Source organism: Shinella daejeonensis (genome assembly GCF_024281235.1).
Taxonomy (GTDB): domain Bacteria; phylum Pseudomonadota; class Alphaproteobacteria; order Rhizobiales; family Rhizobiaceae; genus Shinella; species Shinella daejeonensis.
On record NZ_JAHWXY010000010.1, the window covers coordinates 98,119 to 124,133 of the forward strand.

General features: G+C 58.8%; 19 protein-coding genes. 10 read left to right on the forward strand and 9 right to left on the reverse strand.

The window, feature by feature from the left end:
- Positions 1–9: 9 nt before the first annotated feature.
- Positions 10–4,077 carry an NACHT domain-containing protein gene (locus tag KYK29_RS18780; RefSeq protein ID WP_254692422.1) on the reverse strand — a complete coding sequence of 1,356 codons (4,068 nt, stop codon included), beginning with the start codon at positions 4,075–4,077 and terminating at the stop codon, positions 10–12.
- 417 nt (positions 4,078–4,494) lie between these two features.
- On the opposite strand from KYK29_RS18780, the gene KYK29_RS18785 reads away from it, so the two are divergent.
- A complete protein-coding gene (locus tag KYK29_RS18785; RefSeq protein WP_254692423.1) occupies positions 4,495–5,178 on the forward strand; it encodes a hypothetical protein in 684 nt (227 codons plus the stop codon).
- A 414-nt stretch (positions 5,179–5,592) separates the two neighbouring features.
- Here the strand turns inward: KYK29_RS18785 and KYK29_RS18790 are convergent, their stop codons facing one another.
- From KYK29_RS18790 to KYK29_RS18815, 6 genes are all read right to left on the reverse strand, one after another.
- On the reverse strand, positions 5,593–8,655 hold the full coding sequence (locus KYK29_RS18790) for a DEAD/DEAH box helicase (RefSeq protein WP_254692424.1): 3,063 nt from the start codon (positions 8,653–8,655) through the stop codon (positions 5,593–5,595).
- A 46-nt stretch (positions 8,656–8,701) separates the two neighbouring features.
- Positions 8,702–9,517 (reverse strand): Hachiman antiphage defense system protein HamA, encoded by an 816-nt coding sequence (locus tag KYK29_RS18795; RefSeq protein ID WP_254692425.1) that lies wholly within the window; start codon positions 9,515–9,517, stop codon positions 8,702–8,704.
- 164 nt (positions 9,518–9,681) lie between these two features.
- On the reverse strand, positions 9,682–11,133 hold the full coding sequence (locus KYK29_RS18800; RefSeq protein ID WP_254692426.1) for an argonaute/piwi family protein: 1,452 nt from the start codon (positions 11,131–11,133) through the stop codon (positions 9,682–9,684).
- Positions 11,130–13,013 (reverse strand): SIR2 family protein, encoded by a 1,884-nt coding sequence (locus KYK29_RS18805; protein ID WP_254692427.1) that lies wholly within the window; start codon positions 13,011–13,013, stop codon positions 11,130–11,132. Before KYK29_RS18805 ends, KYK29_RS18800 begins: the two co-directional genes overlap by 4 nt.
- Before the next feature lie 12 nt (positions 13,014–13,025).
- Positions 13,026–14,207 carry a Fic family protein gene (locus KYK29_RS18810; protein WP_254692428.1) on the reverse strand — a complete coding sequence of 394 codons (1,182 nt, stop codon included), beginning with the start codon at positions 14,205–14,207 and terminating at the stop codon, positions 13,026–13,028.
- Between the two features lie 458 nt (positions 14,208–14,665).
- Positions 14,666–15,256 carry a TetR/AcrR family transcriptional regulator gene (locus KYK29_RS18815; RefSeq protein WP_254692429.1) on the reverse strand — a complete coding sequence of 197 codons (591 nt, stop codon included), beginning with the start codon at positions 15,254–15,256 and terminating at the stop codon, positions 14,666–14,668.
- 75 nt (positions 15,257–15,331) lie between these two features.
- Between KYK29_RS18815 and bdcA the strand changes: the two genes are divergently transcribed.
- Together bdcA and KYK29_RS18825 are read left to right on the forward strand one after the other, a co-directional pair.
- Positions 15,332–16,045 carry an SDR family oxidoreductase gene (gene bdcA / locus KYK29_RS18820; protein WP_254692430.1) on the forward strand — a complete coding sequence of 238 codons (714 nt, stop codon included), beginning with the start codon at positions 15,332–15,334 and terminating at the stop codon, positions 16,043–16,045.
- Between the two features lie 9 nt (positions 16,046–16,054).
- Entirely contained in the window at positions 16,055–16,774 is a 720-nt protein-coding gene (locus tag KYK29_RS18825) for an NADPH-dependent F420 reductase (RefSeq protein WP_302795621.1), read from the forward strand.
- A gap of 188 nt (positions 16,775–16,962) precedes the next feature.
- Here the strand turns inward: KYK29_RS18825 and KYK29_RS18830 are convergent, their stop codons facing one another.
- Entirely contained in the window at positions 16,963–17,565 is a 603-nt protein-coding gene (locus KYK29_RS18830) for a TetR/AcrR family transcriptional regulator (RefSeq protein WP_254692432.1), read from the reverse strand.
- A gap of 152 nt (positions 17,566–17,717) precedes the next feature.
- Here KYK29_RS18830 and KYK29_RS18835 point away from each other — a divergent pair, with 152 nt between their 5' ends.
- Complete coding sequence (locus tag KYK29_RS18835) at positions 17,718–18,116, forward strand: RidA family protein (RefSeq protein ID WP_254692433.1); 399 nt, start codon at positions 17,718–17,720, stop codon at positions 18,114–18,116.
- 616 nt (positions 18,117–18,732) lie between these two features.
- Entirely contained in the window at positions 18,733–19,584 is an 852-nt protein-coding gene (gene bla, locus KYK29_RS18840; RefSeq protein ID WP_254692457.1) for a class A beta-lactamase, read from the forward strand.
- A gap of 418 nt (positions 19,585–20,002) precedes the next feature.
- Here the strand turns inward: bla and KYK29_RS18845 are convergent, their stop codons facing one another.
- Positions 20,003–20,446 (reverse strand): Rrf2 family transcriptional regulator, encoded by a 444-nt coding sequence (locus KYK29_RS18845; protein ID WP_254692434.1) that lies wholly within the window; start codon positions 20,444–20,446, stop codon positions 20,003–20,005.
- Positions 20,447–20,574: 128 nt separating this feature from the next.
- Here KYK29_RS18845 and KYK29_RS18850 point away from each other — a divergent pair, with 128 nt between their 5' ends.
- The 5 genes from KYK29_RS18850 (at position 20,575) to KYK29_RS18870 (ending at position 25,946) form a co-directional block, all read left to right on the forward strand.
- Positions 20,575–22,158: an MFS transporter gene (locus KYK29_RS18850; RefSeq protein ID WP_254692435.1), complete on the forward strand. Its 1,584-nt coding sequence runs from the start codon at positions 20,575–20,577 to the stop codon at positions 22,156–22,158.
- A gap of 18 nt (positions 22,159–22,176) precedes the next feature.
- Positions 22,177–23,079 (forward strand): NAD(P)/FAD-dependent oxidoreductase, encoded by a 903-nt coding sequence (locus tag KYK29_RS18855; protein ID WP_254692436.1) that lies wholly within the window; start codon positions 22,177–22,179, stop codon positions 23,077–23,079.
- Entirely contained in the window at positions 23,076–23,756 is a 681-nt protein-coding gene (locus KYK29_RS18860; RefSeq protein ID WP_254692437.1) for a class I SAM-dependent methyltransferase, read from the forward strand. The genes KYK29_RS18855 and KYK29_RS18860 overlap by 4 nt, the downstream gene beginning before the upstream one ends.
- Before the next feature lie 39 nt (positions 23,757–23,795).
- Complete coding sequence (locus KYK29_RS18865) at positions 23,796–24,491, forward strand: glutathione S-transferase family protein (protein ID WP_254692438.1); 696 nt, start codon at positions 23,796–23,798, stop codon at positions 24,489–24,491.
- A 522-nt stretch (positions 24,492–25,013) separates the two neighbouring features.
- Positions 25,014–25,946, forward strand: coding sequence for an NADP-dependent oxidoreductase (locus KYK29_RS18870; protein WP_254692439.1), 933 nt, complete (start codon positions 25,014–25,016; stop codon positions 25,944–25,946).
- The last annotated feature ends 69 nt before the right edge of the window (positions 25,947–26,015 follow it).

Consider the following 26,015-nt stretch of genomic DNA (forward strand, 5'->3'; position numbering starts at 1 on the left):
ATCGACGGCTTAGTCCGGGCGTGCACCCTTTCCACCGGTCTGCTTCTTTGAACGCTTCTGACTGCGTCGGGCCAAGGCGGCGGTCATCTCTGCCGGCCGCGAAACATCCAACACAATGACCTCCAATTTGCCTTTCAGGGGTGTCGGAATATCGTCAAGGAGCATCGCCTCCAGCCCCTCAGCGCTTGAAGGGGCTTCCCGGCCATCGCTCCGGGCGGGGATCGAAAACTCGGTCCCGAACCAGAAGACCAAATAAATTCCGTAGCCATCGGCCCCCACGTCCGATGCGTAGCCATTGAGCTGACTGAGGGGTGCCGTCCAAAGCTCCCTATTGTAGTGACGCTTTGCTTCGATAGGCAGATTCTTGCCGGCGTGGCTGAGAAGCAAAACGTCGGCTCGCGTGTTCTCCCCGCGCCGCGCTTCAGGGAAACTGCCGACAATCCCGTATCTCTCCAGACGAACCCGCATCAGTTCGAGCAGACGGTCCCGATCCTCGTTTTCGATCTGTGGTGTCGTTGCCGCTCCGTCCTTGTCGGTGTTCCAGAACCGCTTCCATGGGGTTTCGCTGCCTGTTCGCAACGTGCTCCTGTACCGATCGATCTCCTCAAGAACCACCGCTGTGAGATCTGCCGGACTTGCAGGGGCTCCCCCCGAAAGCGCCGCGACGAGGTCACCCACCGGCGGCGGCGCATAGAGATCATCCCGCTTCATCCTGGCATGTTCGGCGGCGGCGTGGGCGAGTTGCGGCTTCCAACTCGGATGTACCTCTGATGAGAGCGTTCTTAGAATCTCGCCTGCGTCGGCACTTTTCGAAGCGCTCAGGCGGCGGATGGCTGCCCTGATGATCCCGCTGACGGTGTTGGAGTGCAGCCAGTCATCGTCGTCGGCCTCGTGGGCTTTCCCAAGAACTGCGATTCGGATGCGATCCAGCACATCGGGCTGCGGAGATAATTCAAAGAGGGCAGTCGCCAGATCGCCGTTGGGCCGCAACAACGCGCCCCGGACCTGCTCATCGGACAGCTTGGCAGAAAAAGCAGTCGGATCGAGAGCCAGCGCAACAAAGCTCCAGATCTCGCGCTGCTCATCACCAAGATCGGTTCGCTTTAGTGCATCGTCGGCAAAGCCCGCCAAATCGTCGGCAGCAAGAACAGATGCAGCAGCGACCAAAGCCTGCCGCAATGCGGGCATCGGCAGGTTGGGCCGATGGTTCAGCAGTTCATGAAGGATGGCGGCGATGAACCCATGCTCTTCGGCGCTCACCAAGTGATGAAGGCCATCGAGATCGTCGTCTCCAGCGTCAAGGGCAGCGTTCCAGTACCGCAACATCTGGCTGACGCCTTGCTCGCGATCCTGCGCGAGACGTTGCACCGCCCAAGTGGCAAGCGAGGGTCCGTCGTCGCCCGCAAAATAGCTCTGACGCATTCCAACCAGCGCGCAGACCAGTGGGGCCGCTGCAAGCTCGGCTTCCCGACCATGCAAGAGCCCCTGATGTATTCCAGCGGCTACAACATATTCCTGAGCGTAGGCGCCGTTGGTTGCCTCCGCCCGTCCGAGACTCTCCGCATCGACCTTGATGTCGGTGTGTATCGCGAACTGGACAAACCCTTCTGCAATGGCTGCGGCAATCTCCTCATTGGTATAGGTCGTGACTTTGGCGAGCGGCTCCTCCTTCTTTGATATTCTCGCGTTGCGGTAATGGTCGGCGGCCCACTTCAGCGCGCCGAACTCGCTCGCGACGCCGCTCGCGATCGCGGCGAGCTTCGGTGTCAACGCAGCGATGTTGTCTTTCCGCGAGACTTCCGTCTTTGCGTCCTGCTGAGCCTGCCTTTGCGCCTGCTGCTTTTTCCACTTGGCGTTCGGATCGGACAGCAGCGACTTTATGAATCCAACGTGGCCACCTTCCTCTTTGAGAATGACGACCATCTTTTCGCGCCACGTCGACCAATGCGCCTCACCGCGCGCCGTGTACGCGGCAATCTGAAAGAGCCGTTTGCGCCGTGGTCCCTTCGCCTCGTCCCGGGCCAGCACAATCAGCGCCTCCACCAAGGACTCCGAGGGAAGGCGGCGCATGGTCGAAATGTAGTGGTTCACAACAACCCAAGGCCCATCGGTGGGTTCGCCGGATTTCGCCATGGCGAGAAAAAAGTCCAGCTCCCGCAGCTGAGGTTCGGCGTCCATCCACTTCTGCATCACCTCGACCACGCCGCTATCGAGCATGTCCCAGACATGCTCGCGGGCATTGTTTATCCAGGTCCACAAGCGCTCGGCGTCAACATCGGGACGACGCTCAATCGTGGAGACCAGCGCCTGATCGATGAAGAAGCGAACTTGCGATTTCTGTCGGAGCCCGCCAGTCGACCCGTGCGAAATCGGTAGATCGAAGAGGTCTTCCGGGGCAGACCGACGCAGGGCAAGAGCCAGCGCATTCAAAGCCCCGCGGTCTTTCACCTCATCATCATCCGATGGTGCGGGCAGTGCGCTGAAGTCAGCCAGGAGTTTTCGGATCTCGGATGCCGCTATCGCGTCGGCCGGCATCCCCGCCAGCAGTCTTGCCCTCAGTATCACCTGGCCGGCGTCGACGGGCTGACGCTCCAGCTCCGATATCAGGGCTCGCCGTATTGCCGTTCGGTCCCCTCCGGCTCTGACGGTCACTTCCGAGGCGCGTTCCCGCATCCACAACGGTCGGCCGGCTTCGAGAACGATCTCACGAAGTTTGCTCTGTATTCCCTGCACCGGCGGTCCGTCTGCAAGAGCCTGCAGGACCGTAAGTTGGAGATGACTACGGACGTCCGTGTCCAAGATCGTCGCGAAATCTCCGGCAAGATCCTCGCCGGCAAGCCCGCCCAGTACGGTCGCGTCGTCCTGCGCCGACAGGAAATAGGGATCGTCCCGGTCAAGATTGAAAAGGATCGCTTTTCGCCCGGAGGTGTCGAAAGCGGCAGCATCGCCATAGGCGAGCACGGTCGCGGCATCGCGATCGATGAGACGGAGTGCGCCCTGCGTGTCTCCCCGCTTATGAAGATGCGCCGCGAACCAGGCATAAAGTCCTCGAAGCTCGCTGGGTGCCTGGCGATCCGCGCCGGTGATGAGCGCGATGGCACGACGCAGGGGGAAAGCGTGATTGTTTCCCGTCCCCGTCACGATCCTTGCCAGGAAACGAGCAGCGAGAAACTCCGCCACTGTGCGATGGCAGACCTCGAAGGCATGACCCTCGCCGCGAAACAACGCCGTGTCCAAGGCGGCAGCGACCTGTGCAGGCTCGATGTCGAGCCCGTTGGTGCTCAGATACTCATTGGCGCTACCCGAATGAGGCGGCATGGCATTGGAGCGCCAGACCGCCCTGGCACCGGAAACAAGGACGTAGAAGCATAGTCTGGAAGCCGTTTCGACAATGGCCTCGACGCTAGGTCTGGGATCGGTCACGCGTTCGGGATCGTACTCGTGGGCCAGTGCCCAGATGGCCTTTTCGAACAACTCGAAGCGCGTTCTAGGCCATGTTCCATCGGCCACCACGACCGAGTGAAGCAGCCGGAGACTCAGGGGGCTTTCGAGAAAGGCCGCTGCGCCGCGCGTCCGCGCCTCGATCACGAATGCTCGCGGATCAGCAGCGCCAAGCGCAGTGAGGACGGCCTGGGCCTCAGTTTCGTCCAAGGGCAGAAGGCGCGCGACGACGATGGAGCCATTGTTGGCCGCCCGTCGCATGGCCCCAAGATCGGCGGCATCACGCCAGTCCTCAGCCCGACAGGTCAGTCGCCAGCGATGGCGTTTGCTCGCTGACAATGCGCTGGCAAGTTGCAGGAGCTTGTCTTTGCCGTTCTCGCCCGTCCGATATTCGTCTAAGGCATCGAGATATACTGTATCGGCGGCCGGCAGCGCCGCGCCACTCATCGCTTCACGACAGGTGAAGACCTCGCCCCCTTCGGCCGCGGCCTCATAGCGCAACGCCGTCGACTTCCCGAGGCCGGGCTCTCCAAGCAGAACGACGAACGGTTCATCGCGCAGCGAGCTCAGCAGGCGCTCGCTCGCTTCTGCCTCGCAGTGAACAAGGACGCGTCGGTCCAGGGATGCAATCTTCATGAGCAAGAAATACTGTCGCTTCTGTCAGCGACAAAGAACAAAATGCGAGTCGTTGCCCGCTACACGCTCAGCAGACCTTGAAACACGCCTTCGTAGGGCAGCTTTCCGTCCCCAATTTCCGAAAAGCCGACAGTCCTGGGCCAGCTCCTACCCAAATCTGATCACGGTGAAGATCAGATTCTGATCGACGGAAACCCTCCGCACGCTGCGCTTCGTCGGCGCGCTTAAGCGCATCCAGCAGATCTGCGGCCGTTATTCCCATGTGATCGCCGCTTTTGTCGCCCAGCGCGCCGCAGCAGTGCTTGCGAGGGGATCCGCTTCCGCATGGATAGAGTGCGTTCCGTAGCGTCACAGCGCGTGATCCGCCGGTCCTGACAGTGTAATCAAGAGTCGTAGTATTCCCGAGAGGCGACGACCGTGCCGCATTACGTTTTCGAATCCGATGAAGGTGGCAACATCGTCCGAATCCTAAAGAACGGCCAGCCGCACGACGAATCGGTGCATCTGGAGCAGCTATACTCGATCGTCACCATCTACTTCCGGCTCGCATCCGAGCATCTCGCGCGGATGGCGTCGCTCCAGGAGCGCAACGCCAAGCGGTGTGCCGGTCTGCAGTCGTTCCTTATGGGCCTCACGGGACTAGAAGCGTTCACTAATACATTCTTCCAACTACGCGCGCAGGAGTTGGGGAGCGAAGAGATGATCGCACGACTCGCGCAGACCCACGGTTCGCTCTCGAGAAAGATATCTGACCTAGTCGCGATGACGCCCGACGGCCCGCTCGTCGATCAGGAAGCGCTTGTTGAGAGGATCTTCGAGCTCTCCCAATTACGACACGAGATCATGCATCCCCGCTGGACGCCGTCAGCGCTGACCATCGCCGGACAGGTGCGGGTCAACATTATGGGTCTAGTCGAGAACCGCCAGGCGATGTTCGAGGACGAGACGCTGTGCCGGGAGGCCCTTCTCTGGTGCCTGCTAGCCGTCGCGCGGATAGGTGAGGCTCATGGCCGCGAGGAACTGAGCGGTTTCATGTTTCACTGGACCGGGAACTACGGCCTGACCCTGGGTATGATAACTTCACAACTCGGCATTCCCTAATGGGCCGATCGCCCCACCTATCGTCGTCCTGAAAAACCAAACCGCTGATCTCCGCTTTATCCATCGGCGATCCAAAAGCTGCCAATCCGCAAGCGGACGCAATCCGGTCACGCCTGAGCAGAAGCGAAGTGGCTATGGCGTATGTCCCGAAGGGCTATCCTACGTGGTAGGGCGTGCGAGAACTCCTGCCCGTAGGGCAACAGCCCTTAAAACGCTATCCGTTTGATAACTAAAGAGATAGTCGGCCAATTTGTGCGGTAATCGGCGGTGTTTGGCGGGCCATGCGGGACAGCGATGAGAACTATGTCTACTCTATAGCCCTCTATGGCCCTCCAAAATAGGAATGAGGGGAAGATAGAGCTACGTCACAGTCATTAGATGAACGTTCCGCTCTAGCTACCGGCATGGGCCGCGTTAGGCCCATCCTCCAAGCTCAGCAGCGACCTTGACGAAATAGCTCGGAATATGCGCGAGCACCGCGCGTACAATCTCCTCTTGCTGGCAAGCTGCGCGGACGCCGCCGCGGTCGACGACATTTCCCCAGACGAGACCGAGAATGCTCGCGACATGCCTATCTGCGAACCCGGCCTCGTGAAACGCAATCGCCGCGCGATCAGTCAGGCCGTATTTAATCTGCTTTTGCAGCAGGCTGACGCCCGTGTGCAGTGCGTCGTCTAGGTCCTCGGTCAGGTCCGCTATCGATGCAACGATCATCGCAACATCGTAGCCGAAGCCGCTCTCGCACAGCGCGACAGCATCTTCGACGGTGACATAGTCACGCCCGACCCGAACTCTTGCCTCAGCCAATATGTCGAAGATCACCGCATAGGATCTGCCCGCCACCCACTCATCAAGAGAGCGCGGAACTACATTCTGATCGCTAATCGCCTGGATCGCGCGGGACGTGGTGAAACGGAGTGCCAACGGAGAGATTTCGGCGAACAGGCGGTTCTCTTGGACTGCGGTCTGCAGGGTTTCAAGGTTCTCAGTCAGCCAAGTTTTGAGTTCTGCAACCGCCGCAGGCGGTAGGGGCGACCGTCGAATAAGCGCGCGCTGGTCGCCATCGGTGTTGGCCGTGATCGAATCCCCGATTGACCGAAAGACTTCGACGAGACGAACCCGCGTCTCCTCGTCAGCGAGGTGATAAGCCAATGTATTAGCCGCAAGTTCACCGATCCGCGCTGCGACGTCCTCTCCCTCGGCAAAGGTTATGTTGGCAACGAGGAAAGCGGCGATATTCTGGACAGCGCGGGCGCGACCTTCGATGAACCGGCGGAATTCCCGTTCGCTGATATTAGGTTGCGCCGCGAGCGCTGCGGCCACGACCTCATCTATCCGGGCGGCATCGGCGAAGGCGAGGTCAAGCCAATCGGGCGGAAGCTCTTGTACGATTGGTGGTTGGCGCTGCTGATACGCATCGAACAACGCCAGGATCGAGCTGCGAGAGGGTTCTGAGTTTCGGGCGTCAAGAAGTTCGGTTGCGCGGTCCCACGTCCATCGGCCGCGAAATTGCTGCCGCTGATCGTAGATGGACGGGGTCGAGAAGATGACACTGCCCTCGGTGTGCATCCCCGCGCGACCGGCACGACCCATCAGATTGTGGAAGTCGCGCACCAGGATCTGTTCGCCACCTTGGCGCGTCGATGTGATGATCAGATATTTGAGCGGAAAATTGACCCCTTGCGCCAAGGTCGAGGTGCAAATGACAAATTTCGCCATACCTTCTTTCATGGCGTGTTCGATCGCGAGGCGGATACCCTGCGGTGTGTCGGCGTGATGGGCGAATATTCCAAGCGCTGCCGCGCGGGTCGCTGACACGCCGGCTCCGAGCTCGACTTCGCAGAGCGCTCGGATCTTCTCCACCTCGGCGGCATCCGAGGTATCAATCGGCCATTCCAAGGCGACGCCGCGCTCGACGATTTCGACAGCGCGCGAGCAGATCTTCGTCACGCTGTCTTTTCGGCCGCAGAAGATCGCAACGCTACCGTTGCGCACGACGTGCAGGCCGAGGAACAGACCGACGTCACCGCCGGTTTTCTCCGGAAATCTGCGCTGGGCAGTTTCCTTGCCGCGGAGCGGCAGAGCGATGTCGCTGATAATGCGAGGCACGAAATATTCTCGCTCGGCCGGATCCTCCGGTTTCACATATTCGAGTCGCCCGCGTTGGTCCTGCCAGCTCGCAAATGCGATGCTTTTGGTCGTCGGTAGCAGACCCTCGGCGCCGACAACCGCATCGGCATCGCCGATCAGCCATGCAGCGACATCCGGCGCGTTGCCGATCACGGCAGAGATGAGAATGATCTGGGTTTCAGCGGGGAGCGACATGCGCAGCGAAGTGAGGAGGAGTTCGTAGGTCGGCCCCCTGGTCATTCCGTCGAATTGATGTCCTTCGTCATAGATCACCAATCCGATCCTCTTGGCGAGGTCCGGTGCCCGGCGCAGCATATAGAGGAGCTTTTCGGGCGTCACGATAAGCACCGAGTCTTCGGCGAACAGTGCATCGAGTGCGAGGTCGAATTGATAGGCGTCTGATGCTTCGTCCAGGCGCACATTCTCACCAGCAAAGGCCGTTACCAGGTCGCCCCGGATGTCGTGGCAGAGCGATCGATAGGGTGCGACGATCACTGCAAGGTGCGCTCGATCGGATAGAAAGGCCGATCGAATGATGATTTCGGTGGCGCGAGTCTTGCCAGCGCTAGTCGGCATCTGAATGACTACGGAACGTCCAGCGAACACGCCAGCATCCGCGATCCGTTGCTGAGCAGGCCAGAGTTCGATCGGAAAATGCGACTGCGCGAGCGCTAGGCGCCACGCATCCGGCGCCAAGCCTGATGCTGTTGGCAGGATCGTCCGGGCAGAATTTCTGAGCTTGAGCGCACACAAGGCGCCAGCAATGTCGGCGTAGAGCAATTCGCGCGGTGAGCCGGATCGGTGGAAATACTCGCGGATTCTGCGGCACGCTTCGGCAATGCCATCCGCCCCGGCCTCGAAGCTAAAATAGCCGGCTAGCGCCTGGAGTAGCTCAGTCGTCGCCGCTTGATGAGCATGGGCCGCCTCGGTCGGAACGAAGCTGTTCTTGAGAATGCTATAGACGAGATGACCAAGCCCGCCCGCGAGGTCGAGGTCCGGCTCCGTCATGTGCCGAATGATTACCGTCGCACTGCCGACATTCCCGGCGATGTAATATGCCGCTGCGCACAGGAGAGAAAATTCGGTGTCTAAGTCGCCATCGAGCTGCGCGTTCAAATACGCATCGAAGAAAACTGAGGAAAAGCGTAGCACGTCTTGCGGGTTTTCATCCAACTCGTCCCAGCCGGGCGGTTGAGGAAGCGCGGCCGGTGCAACTCCTGCACCTTCGAGCGTATCTGCGACGGCGGCCGCAACATCTCCCAAGATGCCGATCGCCAATGAGAAGAGTAGCGACGGGTCGCGCGGCAACGCATTGAAGTCCGCTGGCGCGACGCGGAATTCGTGCATCTTGGCCCGTGCTCGCGCGGTGGATAGGATGGTTAGCGCGGTCGCCTCAGGCCTCATCGGCTGCCCTCTCATAAAGCGTATGCACGAGCTTCATCAGTGACGGTCCGCGGATAACCAGAAGGCGCAAATTCTCTTGGTTAAAATGAGCCGCACCGTTGGTCGCCGCCATATCGGTCTCGGCGAAGACCGCCTCGTCAAGAATGGCGGCCGCTCCGTTGATCCGGCGAAAGGGTCGGTCGGCCTCGTTTTGAAAGCGCTCGACCTTCCGGGCATCGCCCACTTCGCCCCGATCGAAGAAGCGGCGCTTAATGGCATTGAGGCTCATGCCCTCGCGAAGTCTGTCCTTTACGCTGTCATCGATCGCATCCTGGAGCCGGTTCGCGCCGGACGCCGACATGCCAGATTTGGACTCGAAGATAAAAAGCTCGTCGGCCGGACCGGGGTTGTCCTCGTTCGCGAACTTGAATCCGATAACATCGCAACCCTTTGTCGAGTCATTTCGGTTCCAGCGATCCTGGTAGCGCAGCTCGCGCGGGCACCAATATCCTAGGAAATATTCGATGAAGTCGGCGACGACGATCTCGCCAAAGTCTCCTGATCGGAGACTCGGTCCAGGTGCTACCTTCGCATCGGGGAAGAGAATGCTCCTCAGATAATCGGGATGGCTGAGTCCCGTGCCACCAGCCATGAACGGCAAATCGGCATCGGCTATGTAGTGACTACGGAAATGCCGAGCCCAGTCTGAAAGAATTTCAGCGTCATCTTGCGGATTTAGTTCCCATATCTCGATTTCACGGCCACACGCCGTTGCTTGACGCTCTCCAGTATCGACCAGCCAGTTCAGATAGCTCGGTGTCGCCACGGTATGCCTCCCCCAAGGCCGATAAATAATATGGCGTCGATTCGAAGCCATCTTTGCAATGCAGAATGCGCGCGTTTCTTACGAAGTATAATTTAATTCAGATTTCATAATTAGTTCTCAGCAATACCATCGCTTCGGTTCATTTATAATTTGTAGAAACCTCCTCACATGAACAACCGATAAGGATAAACATTCCGAGGTAGGTCCGGGACGTTCGCTATCGTGCGGGCCAGTTTCTGCGAATAGCGAATGCTAACTGGCACTGGGTCGTAGAGCGCGTCGTTATTCCAATCCATCTTCGTGAGGGCCAACACCTCATGGGCGGTGAGTTCAAGTGGCCCGCTGCCGGCATGACGGATCAGTTGTAGCGGCCGGGGAATGCTCTTCTTGCCCTGATAGTAATCGCCTTTGGTTGAGACCTCGGGAGCATTGCCCGCCACCCATACCAAGGCAGAATTGCCCGTGCGGATCACCATCGTCCCGCGCGGTACGGGAAACCCCGACGGTTTTGACGGCGGCTTCTCTACTCCCGACTTGATGAGCCAGACGCCGCGCCAGCACGACGCCGAGCTGACCTCGACGCACTCTATTTCCGCTACGCCGGTAAGCGCATCGAACGCGCCCTCGATTTCAGCTTCCTTGAACGCGGTCGTTTTGTGAATGACCATGCGTTTTGGTAGGTTGCCGCCATTGCGTCCCTGATAGAGTTCCAAGCTACGGGCGAGAACCGCGCGCATGTCGTCGCGACTTAGAAAGGGGTTCCTACGAGCTTCGGCCACGTCGGCTACCGGGTCTCGCGCCTCGAACGCGACGAACTGCATACCGCCGCCGTCCATGTCGAAGACCTGCGAGCAGCACGTTACATAGTGCGCGTCTTGTTGGTCACCGCGCAGGGCATAAGCCAACCCGATGTAGGCGGTGTCCGTCGGCACGCCCTTCAGCGGCGCGAGCTTCCATGGTGTGCCCGCAGCCTTCACATACAGGGCGGTTGAAAGACGCCAAGCGAGCGAGGCCTTAAAGCTGAAGTTGAAGACGCGATCGTTCAGAACCTGGGTCGGAATATTATACTTGGCGCCCAGAGCCTTCAGCACGTCGTGTGCGTCAAAGAATTTTCCGCGTGTCGCCGTGTCCCAGTTGTCGGGAAAGTGGACCAGCACAACGTCGAACTCGTTGCGAACGGCGTCGAGGCGGCGGAGCGCGGCATCCATTGCGAGGTATAGGCGATGCTGCGCATTGCCGTCACCCGGTAACTGGTCGAGGTGTTCAGGCCACTTGATGTGCGCGCTCGCTGGCGCGGGATCGAGCGACACGCGGAACAGGCGCTCGAAACCGGGATATTCCGGCACATATTCTGATCTGTCGGAAGGCCTATGCACGCCGCGCAACAGCTTCATCAGATCGCCACGACGATGGAAAGCGCTCTCCGGGCCAACCGTCGCGATTCGAATGCGGGGAGTGTACCCGCTAAACGATCCTTTCGAATACGGCCCGAAGTTCAGGAGGCCGCGCAATGGATGGACATCGACCTGGGTGGCATCGGATGGGGAAAACGACAGGTCCGGCTCATCCAAGAGCGTGAATGGCGGCAGCTCGGTGAGGGCTGGGTTCGCCATCATTTGCTCCTGTCGAAGTAGGTATGGTGATGCGACGGTCGGCTAAACCCTGTAACGGGTGACACCTTGAACACGGCATCAATGCCAGTGCCGTCTTCGAGTCCGAAAGCGCTTCGAAGCGTGCCGCCCGTCTCCGTCAGAAGCTGGGCCCAGGCCCCAATAATGTTGGCCCAATTCCTATTATAGCGCGGAGCCCATCGTTCCCGGCGCCAGTCACCGGCAGGATCACCTCGTCGCTCGGCTTGGATGCCCATTTCAGCCGCAGCTTCTTGCGCGACCAGATCCTCCGAACCTTCCGTTTGTGGAGTGTCTTGTCGGGGCAACTGGACGAACGTGTAAGGCTCGAAGCCGCACCACCACTTTCCATCGACCTGTTCCAGCTTGAGCTGGACACCCTCCTGAAACGGGAAGCCGAGCTTGGGCACTGTGCCAAACAGACTGGTGCCGTAGGCATCGCGCAGCCGGGATAGGGTTTGTTGAAGACGCCGCGTTCGATCAGGATCATCGCCGTCGCGCGGTGTTGCAACGACGAGCGAATGGCCGGAACGCCTGTAGCGTGGGATGAGCGGGCGCTGCCGGGCGAGAGATCGCACGAGCGTGTCGTAGAGCAATCCCGTCGCCCAGCTATCAGCGACCGGATCTAGGTCGATCGTTCCAGCGAGCGATGGGCCAAGCGGAGCCAAGGCATCCAGGATTTCCTGGTCACGCCCGAACACCGCTAGCTCACGCCCCAAAGCGGCCGCCGTCGCCCGACATCCCTTCGCCTTGAAGATCTCGCGCACCTCTGCCGATGTTGTCGGTTGGCTCAACCTGATGCGCCTGGCCGCGGTCGGCATCGATTGAAGCAGAATTGCCGAATAGCGCAGCACCGGGAATGCGCGGGCTTTGGCATTTGGAATCTGAACGGGTATGAGACGCGGCGTAGGTCGCCCTTCCATCACCCGATCAAGAAGCGGCTTGGGTAAATCGGTTACCTTGATGATATCGGCAGCCAGTTCGTCAAAGGTCGCGCACTCAACGACGGCCACATCCACGCCAGCCGCTGCGGCCCGACCCAGAAATTCGATCACTGCGGGCAGCAAGCGCGACGCCGACGAGGCAAGCCAATAAAGTCCGTTGGGAAATGGCGACGGCGCGTCGAGAACCTCGTTCAGAGCCTCCATGATCGAAGCGTCACGTCCGCTATAGCCGACGAAGATCATTCCGAAGCGTTGGCCGGACTCCACCAACACATGCCGCATCCGGTTGTCCTGTTCCTCCAGTTCCGATCCCGCATTCTTAATTGCGATCGATTGGTAATCACCGTGGAGCTTAGCGACTAATGGCCAGTCCGATTCATTGAGGCACCGCATGGCACGGTCGGCGGAATCGATCGCAGCCACAGTCGGGCGGTTCTGGTCGCCCACTTGCAGAATCCCATTTGCCGAATGCGCCGACTCCTCGATGAGCGGATCGAAGTTCGTCGTGAAAACGCAATCGACCTTGCCGGCAGCCATCAGACTGCCAAGTACCTTGTGTCCAAAACAGGGAGTGCCCTTGGAGATCGCATCGTCGATATACTGTCGGCGATGCCGGGCCTCTGGATAGACCGCTTCGAAGGCCTTGGCATATTCTGTAGGATCACCGTCAGGTGGCAACAGCGAGTTTTGGCGGAAAAAGGCATCGATCCTGTCGATCCAGATCGGGTCAGCGGTATCGATCTCGCGCTTTGACAGGTTCGTTTCGCGGCAGAAGATTTGCGCCTTGAAATCGCGGATCATGGCATAGCCCGTCGGAATGCCGGAGGCGGCCGATGCGCCTGCGCCGAGGAACCAGGCCACAAGATTTGGCCTGAGATCGAACGCTGTCGTGAATTGTGCGGCGGAGATAGTTTTTATCGGCACAGGCTCCCCCTTTCAGGCCGTCGTGGGGAGCGGGTCGGTTCCCTCGCTCAAGATGGCGAGATATCGCCGGTAACTGAACACGCGCCCCCGTTTGCGCCCGGTGATTTCTTCGACGATGCCGAACCGTTCCAGATCGGCGAGCGCCGCATTGACCGTGGGGGCTGAGAGCCCTGTTTGCTGAACGAGTTGGTTGGCCGTCAGGAACGGGTTTTGCTGAAAAAGATCGTGGATACGCAGCGCGGAGCCTGCCCGGTCGCTCTCTGTCGTGATCCGCTCGCGGTCTTCCTTGAACAGATCGACAATCCGGGTTGCTGCTTCGAATGCCTGATTGGCCGTATCCGCAACACCGGCAAGGAAGAAATCGAGCCAGGCTTCCCATGCCCCGTGCTCTCGCACCTCCTGAAGCAGGCGGTAATAGTCGGCGCGATGCGTTTTAAGGTAGAGGCTCAGATAGAGCAGCGGCTTGCGCAGCACACCGTTGACGCACAGGTACAGCGTCACCAACAAGCGACCGATCCTGCCGTTTCCATCCAGGAACGGGTGGATGGTCTCGAATTGGACGTGCAGCAACCCTGCCTTGATCAGGGCGGGCAGACGCGAGCCGTCCTCGTGCATGAAGCGCTCAAGCGCATCGAGACAAGCATCCATCTCGGTCGGCGGTGGCGGCACGAACAGTGCGTTGCCTGGACGTGAACCACCGATCCAGTTCTGAGACCGCCGAAACTCGCCGGGATTTTTCGTGCCGCCGCGCCCGCTTTGCAGCAGTCGCTCATGCATCTCGCGGATCAGACGTAATGACAGCGGAAGATCTTCCAGACGCTCCAGCCCATACATCATCGCATCGACATAGTTCGATACTTCACGAATGTCGTCGATCGGCTGGCCGGCCTGCGCCTCGGTTTCGAAGCGGAGCAGGTCCGAAAGGGTGGACTGCGTTCCTTCGATCTGGGACGAGAGGACTGCTTCCTTCCTTACATACATGTAGAGGAACAGCTCCTGACGCGGGAGCAACATCGTGATCCCGTCCAGACGACCTAACGCGCGTTCGGCCAGGCCTAGCCGCTCCAGAAGGGCCAGCACGTCGATCGGCGGTTCGGGCGGCAGTGAGGGCGGCACGAAGGCGCGCACGATTTCCCCCGCAACAGGGGTCTCGACAAAGCGGCCTAGCCGGAGGCTGAATGCTGATTCGGACATGCTCCCACTATGCGAGAGCGGCCTTATTTAAGCAATTGGCTTTTGGCTTAAATAGGCGTTGAACTAAAGTAAGTGCTCTTAAATAACGGTCGACAACATTATGGGCGCGTACACGCAAAAGGTTCGTAGCAGCATTTTTCCCGCCTTCAATGACGGAACCCCTGCCGATCGCATTCGCCCTTTGGCCCGTCGCCGACAACACGGTCTTTCACGAACAACCCATCGAGATCATCATCGCTATAGACGCTGATATGTCGGGCTGTAGCGTAGAAACGGAGGTGATCGACGGCGCGTATTCCGATCATCAAGGAGATGGGAGGTCTCTATCCTCTGTCGCAGCTAGATCAGAAAAAGGTCAAAGTGCCTACACTTGGCGGCAATGAGCGGAGCCGAGATGCGGACGCACTCGAAAGACGTCAGGGCAGCCTACGATGTCGATCGGCGAGCATTGCGCAAAATCAATCCCCGAGTGCTTCTGCCAATGCCATGCTGGCAATGTCCGCTATAGCCAGTAAACGATCAAGGTCCTGACCGTTACGCGCTTTGGTGGACAAGCCCGCCATTATGGTGGCGACAAAATCAGTCACACGCTCCGCTTCTTCTGGGTGACGGCTGGCGACATAGTTTCGGATCATACTCTCCGCGGCGGCTTGCAAAGCGCAAGCCGCGTCGCGCGCATCTGCGTCATTGCTCCGCGTGCCTTCCAGAACCATACAGCCCGAGGTTACAGGATCGGCAGCGTAATGGCGGGCTGCTTCCTCCAGAACCGACGCAAGGCATTCGGCTACCGGCCGGTCGGGACGCAACAGGTCGCGAAGCGGTATCGCATTGGTGCTGTTGTACCGATTGAGAACGCGAGCGTAGAGCCCGGCCTTGTTGCCAAACGCCGCATAAAGGCTGGGGGGATTGATGCCCAGAGCATCCGTGACATCGGCAACGCTGACCGCATCGTATCCTTGGGCATGAAACAAGCGCTGAGCTGTCGCAACCGCCTGCTCAGGATCAAAGCGGCGCGGTCGTCCGCGACCACGAGATATTTTTATAGTCATTACTACAAAAGTCCTTGACGTCACCTACAGGCATATTATGTAGTATGCCTTACATTAAATCTCAAGGAGCGTCGCATGGCAGAATTTCAGGGAAAGTCCGTTCTGGTGCTCGGTGGTAGCCGAGGAATAGGTGCAGCAATCGTGAAGCGTTTTGTGTCGGAGGGGGCAGCAGTGACCTTCACCTATGCTAGGTCGGTTGAGGCGGCAGAACGACTTGCAAAGGAAACAGGCAGCATTGCAGCGCTGACCGACAGTTCGGATCGCGAGGCCGTGCTTGCGCGGGTGCGCGACAGCGGCCCACTGGATGTGCTGGTAGTCAATGCTGGTATCGGCATCTTCGGCGATGCGCTTGAACAGGACCCGGACGCAATTGACCGGCTGTTTCACATCAATATCCATGCGCCATATCATGCCGCTGTCGAGGCGGCGCGCCACATGCCCGAAGGTGGACGAATCATCGTGATTGGATCGGTGAACGGGGACAGGATGCCCGTCCCAGGAATGGCATCCTATGCGGTAAGCAAGTCGGCCTTGCAGGGTCTGGCACGTGGCTTGGCGCGCGATCTTGGGCCACGCGGGATCACCGTCAATGTCGTGCAACCCGGTCCGATCGATACCGATGCAAACCCGGCCGACGGACCCATGAAAGACATGCTGCATGGCTTCATGGCGATAAAGCGCCACGGACGACCCGACGAAGTAGCCGGGATGGTTGCCTGGCTAGCCGGGCCGGAGGCTGGCTTTGTGACAGGGGCAATGCACACGATCGACGGCGCGTTCGGCGCATAATCCGACACCATGCAGGGGGCTGCAGCGCGGCCCTCTGCGCCCGCCCGATTAAGAGAGCGATCCATGACAACAATTGGAATAATCGGTGCCGGCGAGGTCGGCAGCCAGATCGCCCGTGCGGCGATTGCCGTCGGCTACGACGTCGTCATCGCCAACTCACGTGAGCCCGAAACCCTAAGCGGTCTGATTGCCGAGCTTGGGCCGACCGCCCGAGCTGCGACCGCAGCAGATGCCGCCTCAAGCGGTGACTTCGTCATCATCGCCGTTCCCCTCAAGCTGATCAATGACATGCCCGTGTCCGCACTTTCCGGAAAGATCGTGCTTGATACGAACAATTACATGCCATGGCGAGACGGTAACTTTCCTATCGTGGACTCAGGTGCGAAAACGGTTCACGAGCTGCGCCAGGAACAACTACCGACTTCCAAGGTGGTCAAGGCTTTCTCTCACATCCAGGCGCCCAACCTCTTTGTATTGGCCAATCCGGTGGTTGGTCGTGCCCGCCATGCACTCTCCGTCTCGAGCAACTACCCCGAAGCTGTGGAACTCGTAACAGGACTTTACGATCAATTCGGTTTCGACACGGTTGATAATAGCCCGCTCAGCGAATCCTGGCGCAGCGCCGCCGGTCAGCCCGCATGGAAAGCATCATTTCAGCATCAGCAACGATCCGAACTGGTCGCCAATCTCGCAAACGCGGAACGTCTGCCTCGACGTGGACTCGAATGACACGAACACTGAATGGCGGCTTAGCCAAATTATACGACATGCCTCGCCAATCGCCACCATTTCAGGCGCCTAAATCGGGTCTTCTGTCTGAGGAGACTGTTGCAGAAGTCATAGTAGATGCCGCACAGGGGCTGTGGATTGGGCGACTTCCGGGTCGTGCGAACGATGACGGCTGCACACGCCCTCGCTCAGGCAACGCGGTCCGCGTTCGCCAAACCTCCCGCTAGGCAACAAAACACTTCGATGGCGTGAGGGAGAACAGATCTCGGTTGGGAGCTTTCAGCCACCCATAGAGCAGCATCCAGCGCGGCGCCATTCAGCAATCGAGCAGCGGCTTCGATGTCCAAGGGTTTCATAAGCCCATCGGCGACCAGACCTGCCACCACCTGCCTGGTTGCCGCAAGGCAGGCGTTTTGGCTTGGCCATTGTGAAGGATCCCCAAGTACAGCCGGGCCGTCCAAAAGCACGATTTGTCGGATTTCGGGGTCGAGTGCCATTTTGATATAGGCAACCCCTTCAGCCAGAAGGCCGTCCCACCTGCCGCCCGCTTTGCTCCCCACCTCCTGGGCGCGCTGTGCCATCTCACCGTCAACCTGCGAGACCACTGCGGCAAAAAGGCCCCGCTTGTCTCCGAAATTGTGATAGAGCGCACCTCGGGTGAGACCAGCACCTGCTGTCATCTCATCCATCGATGCCGCTGAATAGCCTTTTTGCGCGAACACGGTTCGTGCTGCCGAAATCAGCCTTGCACGGTTCTCCGCCATCTTTTCGACCCGCCGCTTCGGAGTCATTTCTCACCTTCTTTCGGAAAGTTCCATTTTTCCTTTGACATACACGCCGTATGTGGGATTGTCACATACGCAATGTATGTCAATTAGCCACGTCGGTGAAGTCTCGTGAGAACCCCAGCCGGCGAATATAAAAGCGCTGAAAGGAATATGAAATGACCACGCGTAAGGCAATCTTCCCAGAAAATCGCCACGCCCTTTATGAGGAGCACGGCTATTCCGCTGCGATCCGCTCCGGCGACTTGATGTTTGTTTCCGGTCAGGTCGGAAGTCGAGAGGATGGTTCGCCTGAGCCGGACTTCGCGGATCAGGTCCGCTTGGCTTTTTCCAATCTGGAAGCAACACTTGCAGCGGGAGGCTGCACGTTCGATGACATCGTTGACTTAACGACGTTCCATACCGATCCCGAAAATCAGTTCGAAACGATCATGGCCGTGAAGAACGAAATCTTTTCACGGTCACCCTATCCAAACTGGACCGCAATTGGTGTCAACTGGCTTGCCGGCTTCGACTTCGAGATCAAGGTTATAGCACGCGTTCCCAGTCCAGCGTAATTGATTTCGCATCTTACTGTCGCCAACTGGCACTGCGGCGTCTGCTTCTTTTTCCAGTAGGAACTCGCCCTAAACTCCGGACAGCTCAAATTCTTCTGATGTAGTTCGTGTTGAGGAAATCAGATCATTGCAGGCAGAAAATGCTGACAGCGCGTGACGCTGTCAGTCTCTGATAACATCGGGCTCACAGCAGAGTTCATCGAGGACGTTCTCTGTCATGCGGGCGCGAAAGGCCCGGCTGAATATTTCATGAGCTCGCCGACATTCGCGGACTTCGCCTGACGCCTTGATGAAGGGGGGCCTCGAGCCAGAAGCAGAAAATTCCTGTTCGCTTAGCCCGGCACGAAGAGGCTGGCCGGCGCAATGGGGTTCAGGAGAAGCCTACCCTTCAAGGCAGGCGGTGAACCATCCGATGGCGGCGCTCACTTCTACCCGCCGACATTTCCGATCCTGCAATCAGCACTTGCGGATCAGGCGGCTTATCCTGCCCGCAAAAACCAGATGAAATAGTACGAAATGCAAAAAGGAACGCACGATGACACGTTGGCACCTGGATCGGATATGGAACAGCAGAACCCAGATAAGGAAGGAGTTCGTGTGGAGACCTCTGCTGTCGATGGTGTTTGCTATTTCCTGTATCACTCAATCGCAAATGGCGGCGGCGGCAGAAGATCCCATTATTTGGGCGGCGCGACAGGCTGAAATTCAACTCGACGCTCGTATTGGTCTTGCGATCCACGACACCGGAAGCGGCGCGAACTGGAACTACAATGCTGATGAACGTTTTCCCATGGCCAGCACGTTCAAAGTTCTAGCCTGCGCAGCCTTTCTTGCGCGCAGTGATACTGGTGACCTAGATAAAAATCGGCGTGTGCCAATCGTCCAGACAGATCTTGTCACCTATTCTCCTGAGACCGAGGCATGGGTTGGCCAGGAGGTAACACTTGAAACGCTCTGCTCCGCCACCATGCGAACGAGCGATAACACGGCTGCCAACAAAGTGCTTGAGGCGCTTGGCGGACCAGAGGCGGTCACCACGTTCCTGCGCTCCATTGGCGATGAAGTGACGCGACTGGATCGCTGGGAAACCGATCTCAACGAAGCCACCCCCGGTGATCCACGCGATACCACCTCGCCGGCGGCCATGGCGAATTCTCTCCGGAATCTGGTCCTGGGCGAGGCGCTGTCGCCAATGTCACGCAAGACATTGACAGAATGGCTGGTGGACAATGAGGTCGGCGGGCCGCTACTGCGGGCGGGCATTCCTGACGACTGGCTGATAGGCGACCGTACAGGTGCGGGAGGTCATGGTTCGCGCGGCGTCGTTGCCGTTATCTGGCCGCCCGAGCATGCGCCCGTGGTCGCCGTGATCTATATCACGCAGACAGAGGCATCGATAGACCTGCGCAATGAGGCCATCGCGAGGATAGGCCGGGCGCTGGCCGAAACGGTCTCAGCCACGCCGTAAGCATTGTACATCGACTCTGCTGGAGGGACGTCAACGATGGCGGGCTGTCCCACCGTGGAATGTGCAAGTGGCGACAGCGGGCATGCCATTCGCCGATCTTGGCGGTCTGTCAATGACGCCTCCAGCAGCGTAGCCAAGCTATGCGAGCGGGAATTGCCCGAGCCGGCGCGGGAATGGCGGAAAGGAAAGAGTTGTCGTTCCGCGCCGCCACTGACGGCGAGAACATGAGCGGCACCTTCGCCGTGGTCGAGAAACCCCATGGTTCCGTGGCGGCCGGAGAACGCCCATCAGTTCGGCCGTGCGGTGATGGGCGTCGTGGTCGATCGGGAGATAAAGCGGGTTGGGGCACACTCAAAGTATATAGTCTCAAAGCGGTGCACAGGAAGTCACTATAGGCAGCCCCAAAATTGCCCGCGGCTCAGATCGGTGTACGCGCATGCACTGACATTGACACAGGTTTTGAAGGCATGAGGCTGTCGAGCGTTACTTCTCCAAATCGCGCAATGAACAGGGCCTCTGCTTGCGCCATAGTGTCCGAAAGCGCTGCGTTGACGTTCTTCTGCACCTGGCAATCCGGATGTTTGCTGCGATTTCCAATCGCAAATAAGGTGGGCCGTCCGAGAGCCTCGTAAACGGCAAGCAGCGTGATCTTGTGGAGAGGTCGTGCGAGTTGCCAGCCGCCGCCGTGGCCTTTCCCCGATTTGACGTAACCGGCTTCACGTAGACCCGCCATCGTCCTGCGAAACACAGCCGGGTTGGTGCCCATGCTTTTGGCCAACACCTGCGAGGTCACCGGTTCATCAATCTGTCCCATATGCAACAGCACATGGAGCACGTCCGATAGCCTTGTGTCCTTGTTCATCTCTCGTCCGCTCCAACGTTATCACGTGCCATACTCATCCGGGTGGCGAAGAATATCATGTAGCAGATATTGATGCGTGATATTTAAGCTGCTATGTATCACCAACTGATACATTATATGGTGCTTCCATGTCCAGCATAGACAGATCATCTCAGACCGAACCTCCTGCACTCCAAACCAGCGACCCGACCGTCCACGATCCAAAACATCGGCGAAGCATTCTCATTACGGTTTGTATAGCTCTGATAGCCGTGATCGCCGCAGTGACGGGCCTCAATGTCGCACAACCGCACCTCGCGCTCGATTTGGGAGCGTCTCAGAGCCAAGTGCTCTGGATGATCAACATCTACGCGATCAGCCTCGCCGCGCTGCTTCTGCCGCTCGGTGCCGTTGGCGATCGTTGGGGCCGGAAGCCGGTGCTGCTGATCGGTCTTGGTATCTTCGGCGTTGCCAACATCGCGTCGGGCCTCGCACCCAGCGCCGAAATCATGATGGCCGCGCGCTTTTTGAGCGGTGTCGGTGCGGCGATGATCATGCCAGTGACGCTCTCCGTTATCACTTCGGTGTTTCCTGACGAGGAACGGTCGAAGGCCATCGGCGTGTGGACCGGTGTTGCCGGCGCTGGCGGCATCCTTGGCATGTTCTTGTCTGCTGTACTGGTTGATTTTCTTTCTTGGCGCTGGCTGTTCGCGCTTCCTGTAGTATTGGTCGTGGCCGCTGCCGTTATGGCTTTGCGCGCTGTTCCGAATTCACGCCAGTTCTCCCAGCATCGGTTCGACACGCTCGGGTCGATACTGTCGCTTCTCGCAATCATGGGCGTAAGCTTTGCGCTGCATGAAGGCCCGGCGCTCGGTTGGGCAGCGACAGAAACGCTGGCCGGCCTTGCACTTGGCGTTAGTGCCTTCATCGGCTTTATCGTTTGGGAATTGCGTCACGCCGAGCCCTTGCTCGATATTCGCCTGTTCAAAAAGCGCAGCCTGACCAGCGGATCGATATCCCTAACGACATGGTTCGGCGTTCAGGCCGGCGTATTCATTGTCCTCTATCCATTCTTTCAGGCCGTTCTTGGCTGGTCGGGTCTCCTCGCCACGCTGGGCCTTATGCCCATGGCGTTACTTATGATGATCTTTTCCGGCGTCGCGCCGCGATTGTCCGCAAACATCGGTCCCAAGGCAACGATTGCCAGTGGCGTGCTTCTAGGTGGTGCGGGACTCGCACTCATGGCGCTGCTGGTTTCGGTCGATGGCGGTTATCTTTCGGTATTGCCAGGCATGGTGACGATGGGCATCGGCATGGGGCTGGCCATGGCCCCATCGACAGAAGCGATCACGTCTTCATTGTCCCGCGAACAACAGGGTGTCGCATCAGCCCTCAATGACGTGACGCGCGAACTTGGAACCTCTCTTGGCGTGGCTCTGCTCGGTGCCGTTTTCGCCGCTGGCTATAGCAGCGCGATCGCGCCGCTTCTGTCAGGTTTCCCCGAGGACGCTGCGGCGGCAGCCAACCAGAATATCGCCAACGCGATGGTCATCGTCGACCAAGGGCTTCCCTATGCCGACGCACTCTACAGGACAGCAAAGGAAGCATTCGTGCAGGGCTGGCAGCAGGCGATGTGGTCCGGTGTTGCCGTGATGGCGATCCTATTTCTGTTTGTGGCCTTGCGTGGTCCGGTACGTCCTGCCCCGAGCAATGCGGTCCCGGCCGAAGCCTGATGGAGCGAGGTTTTTCCAATGTATTACGATGCGATCATCATCGGCGGTAGCTTTGCCGGGCTTTCCGCCGCGATGTATCTGGCGCGCGCGCGCAAAACGGTGTGCGTGTTGGATACGGGCGAACCGCGAAATCGGTTCGCCGCCGAGTCCCACGGCTTTTTTGCCCAAGATGGCAGTGATCCGAAGGCCATGTTGGACACCATGCACCAGCAGGTCGCCGCCTATGCAACTGTCAGTTTCATCAGGGATGCCGCAGTCGATGCGTTCGAGGAAGAAGGCACGTTCTCGGTGGCGCTGTGGAGCGGCGCTGTCATCACTGGCAAGCGCCTGCTTTTGGCTTTCGGCATTTCCGACATCATGCCGAAGACGCCGGGACTGGCAGAACGGTGGGGCACGTCGGTCATCCATTGCCCCTACTGTCACGGCTACGAGTTCAGCGGCCAGCAGCTCGGAGTGTTGAACGTCTCGTCCATGTCGCGTCATCAGGCCATGCTCATCTCCGAGTGGGGGCCGACAACGTTTTATCTTAATGGTGGCAATCTCGAAGCGGCGGATACCCAGGCGTTTACGCAACGGGGAATCCGCATCGAGCCTGTTGCCGTCGAGCGTCTGGCCGGTGAGGGCTGCAACTTGTCGGAAATCCATCTCGCCGATGGCCGGTCGCGCAAGCTCGATGCTCTGTTCATTGGTCCGCACCATCATCTCAACAGCGTCATAGCCGAGCAGATCGGGTGCGCAATTGAGGCCGGTCCACTTGGTCCGATGGTCAAGGTCGATGAGATGCAGATGACCAGTGTGCCGAATGTGTTCGCGGCCGGCGACATTACGCGCATAGCGCACAACGTCACTTTTGCCTGCGCCGATGGCGTTATGGCCGCCATGGCGATGCATCGTTCACTGGTCTTCGAGGTAGCACCATGAACGCCAATCTCGCTCCGTTCATGAACCCCGATGCCGTAGCGTCCTACACTCAGGACGCCCCGAAAAAAGTGCCGGGACTGGCCGATCTACACCGCATGACGGCAATTTTGCTTGGCGAGCGCGCACCGGGTGCCGCCGATATTCTCGTGGTCGGTGCCGGCGGCGGTTTAGAACTGAAAGCAATCGCTCAGTCGCGGCCCGACTGGCGGTTCACCGGCGTCGATCCGTCACCCGCGATGTTGGATATCGCTCGACAGACAACTGCGCCCCACGCCGATCGCATCAAGCTTTTGGCAGGCACTGTGGATCAGATCCCGGATAACCCATTCGACGGCGCGACATGCCTGCTCACGCTGCACTTCCTCAACAGAATCGAGCGTCTGCACACCCTAAGGGAAATCCGTCGACGCCTGAAATCGGGGGGCGTGCTCGTGATTGCGCATCACACCGCGCCTGACGGTAATGCAGAGCGCTGGCTAGCACGTTCAGCCAGTTTTGCCGATCGCACACGTTCCGATGCGCGAAAGTCTGCGGCGTCCGCCAAGGCGATGGCTGAACGCCTCCCGCTGCTCTCCCCGGACGAGGAAGAGGAGCTTCTGCGGGAGGCCGGATTCGTAGAGCCAGTATTGTTCTATGCCGCCTTCTCATTTCGCGGATGGGCCGCGATCGCCAGCTAACCGCCGTCCTCTTTCAGCCAGCACAAGGAGCACGAGACGTTGCCGATTAAACTCTACAACTTCGCCTTTGGACCCTACCCGCAAAGGCTCAATATTTATCTGGCCGAGAAGACCCCGGCCAATGTCGAGTTCATCATATTCGATGAACCGGACAAGCAGGGCGGTGTGCCTCCAGCAGCGGTCAAAGAACTCACTCCGACCGGATCGCTGCCAATCCTTGAAGATGATGACGGCACGGTCATCGGGCAATCGCTGGCGATCCTCGAATATCTAGAAGACAAGGCGTCAGGTCCTGACATGCTGGGAGCCACGCCGACGACACGGGCACGCATCCGTCAGTTTGTTCATATGCTCGATGAAACGTTAACCTTCTTTGGGCTGTGGGCACGTCATGGGAGTTGCCTAGGGCATGGTATTGTGCGGACTAGCCAAGACGTCGCCGAAATTTGCGCTGCGCGGTATTTTGAACAGCTAAGGCTGATCGAAAGGATGATAGGCGAGGAAGAATTTATCGCCAACGATTGCGTAACTATCGCGGACTGCGTCGCCATGGCGACATTGCAATACGCAAGTGACTTCTACGACGTTCCGATCCCACGCGATTGTCCGAAACTTACGCGTTGGTATGCCGGTTTTGCCAAGCGTCCAAGTGCGGCGTCGCCACGCTATCCGGAAGCCAAGCGTGCGAAGGCGCTGGGGCTGATGGCTCAAACTCGTGTTTCTGTTACTATATAGCTGACAAGATTTCCCGATGCGCGGCCAAAAGTTGAAACGCGCAACTCCCAGCGAATTACCGCAACTACTCGGCTGACCATTCCTCTCGCGTCGCTGACCCAGACGCTCTCGGTCGCAAAACATCTGCAATTCCGCCACGCCAAGCTGCTCGACGTTGTGCAATCCAGCATCAGCGCGCGCGTGAAGCCTGCGTGCGCGAGAGGCCAGCGAGCGCGAGAGGCCAGCGAGCGTTCATCGACACCTGCCAGGAATATCGACATTGCCTCCAACCGGTCATGATTGTCCTCGCTTCTGAAACTAACTCTTTCAATTGGCGCATATTAATTCCGCTTTGAAATACGCTACGTTTCCAGAGAAGAGGAAAGGACTGCGGTCGGTCGGTGACGTGAAAGTTTGTTGCCGAGAGGGGGGACCCGGCAATTGGCGGTGCCCAGACCAACCCGACCCTCCCCGGTCTATTGCCGATGCTCGGCTCCTCCACATTCGTCCTCGACCTTGATTTTTAAAAGGAAATAATCCCGTATGAAAGCCATTCGGTTCCATCAATTCGGCGGCGCGGAAAATCTGCGCGAATTCGAGATAGATGTTCCCGTTCCGCTGGCCGGCCAAGTCCTTATCCGTCTGGCAGGAACGAGTATCAATCCCGTCGATTTCAAGGTCAGGGAAGGTGCAGTTCCTTATGTGAACCAGACCATGCTTCCCTATACTGGCGGCCGGGATATTGCCGGCTGGGTGGAGGCGATCGGAGAGGATGTCACGGGCCTCACCATTGGCGAAGCGGTGATCGGACTGCCTGGTTTCGACCATGGCACGTTCGCCCAATATTGCCTTGTCGGGGAGAAGGCGCTCACCCCCGCGCCGAAAACCATTCCACTGCCGCACGCCGGAGCCATCCCATTGGCCGCTCTCACGGCCTGGCAGGGCCTAACCCAACATGGTGAATTGCGCATGGGAGAGGCCATTCTCGTCCACGGGGGCGCCGGAGGAACCGGCCATTTCGCCGTCCAGTTCGCCAAGGCTCTGGGCGCGACGGTGACGGCGACCGCCTCAGCACGCGATCGGGAATTCCTGCTCGAACTTGGAGCAGACAGCGTGCTCGATTATCGTAACGACCGCTTCGAGGATATTGGGGAACATTTCGATCTCGTGCTCGATCTCGTTGGCGGTGAGGTGACAACCCGCTCCTGGGCTGTGCTGAAACCCGGCGGCCGTCTGATTTCGGCGATCAAAATCTCGGACCAGATCGAGTCGGACGAGACCAGACGCCTCAGCGCAAGCTTCATGACGGCGCCGGATCGCGATCATCTCGCCCAAATCGTTGATATGATCGATGGTGAAAAAGTCAGGGTCGTCATCTCTGAAGTCTTTGCACTCAAGGACGTGGCGGCCGCACAGGACAGGCTTCAGAGAGGTGGCGTTCGCGGAAAAGTCCTCATCGAAATCGCGAGTGCGTAAGGCCTCTGGAACGTGTAACCAGAGCGGGGTTAGGCTGGCCCTACCTATATCTCGTGCCCAAGATCATAG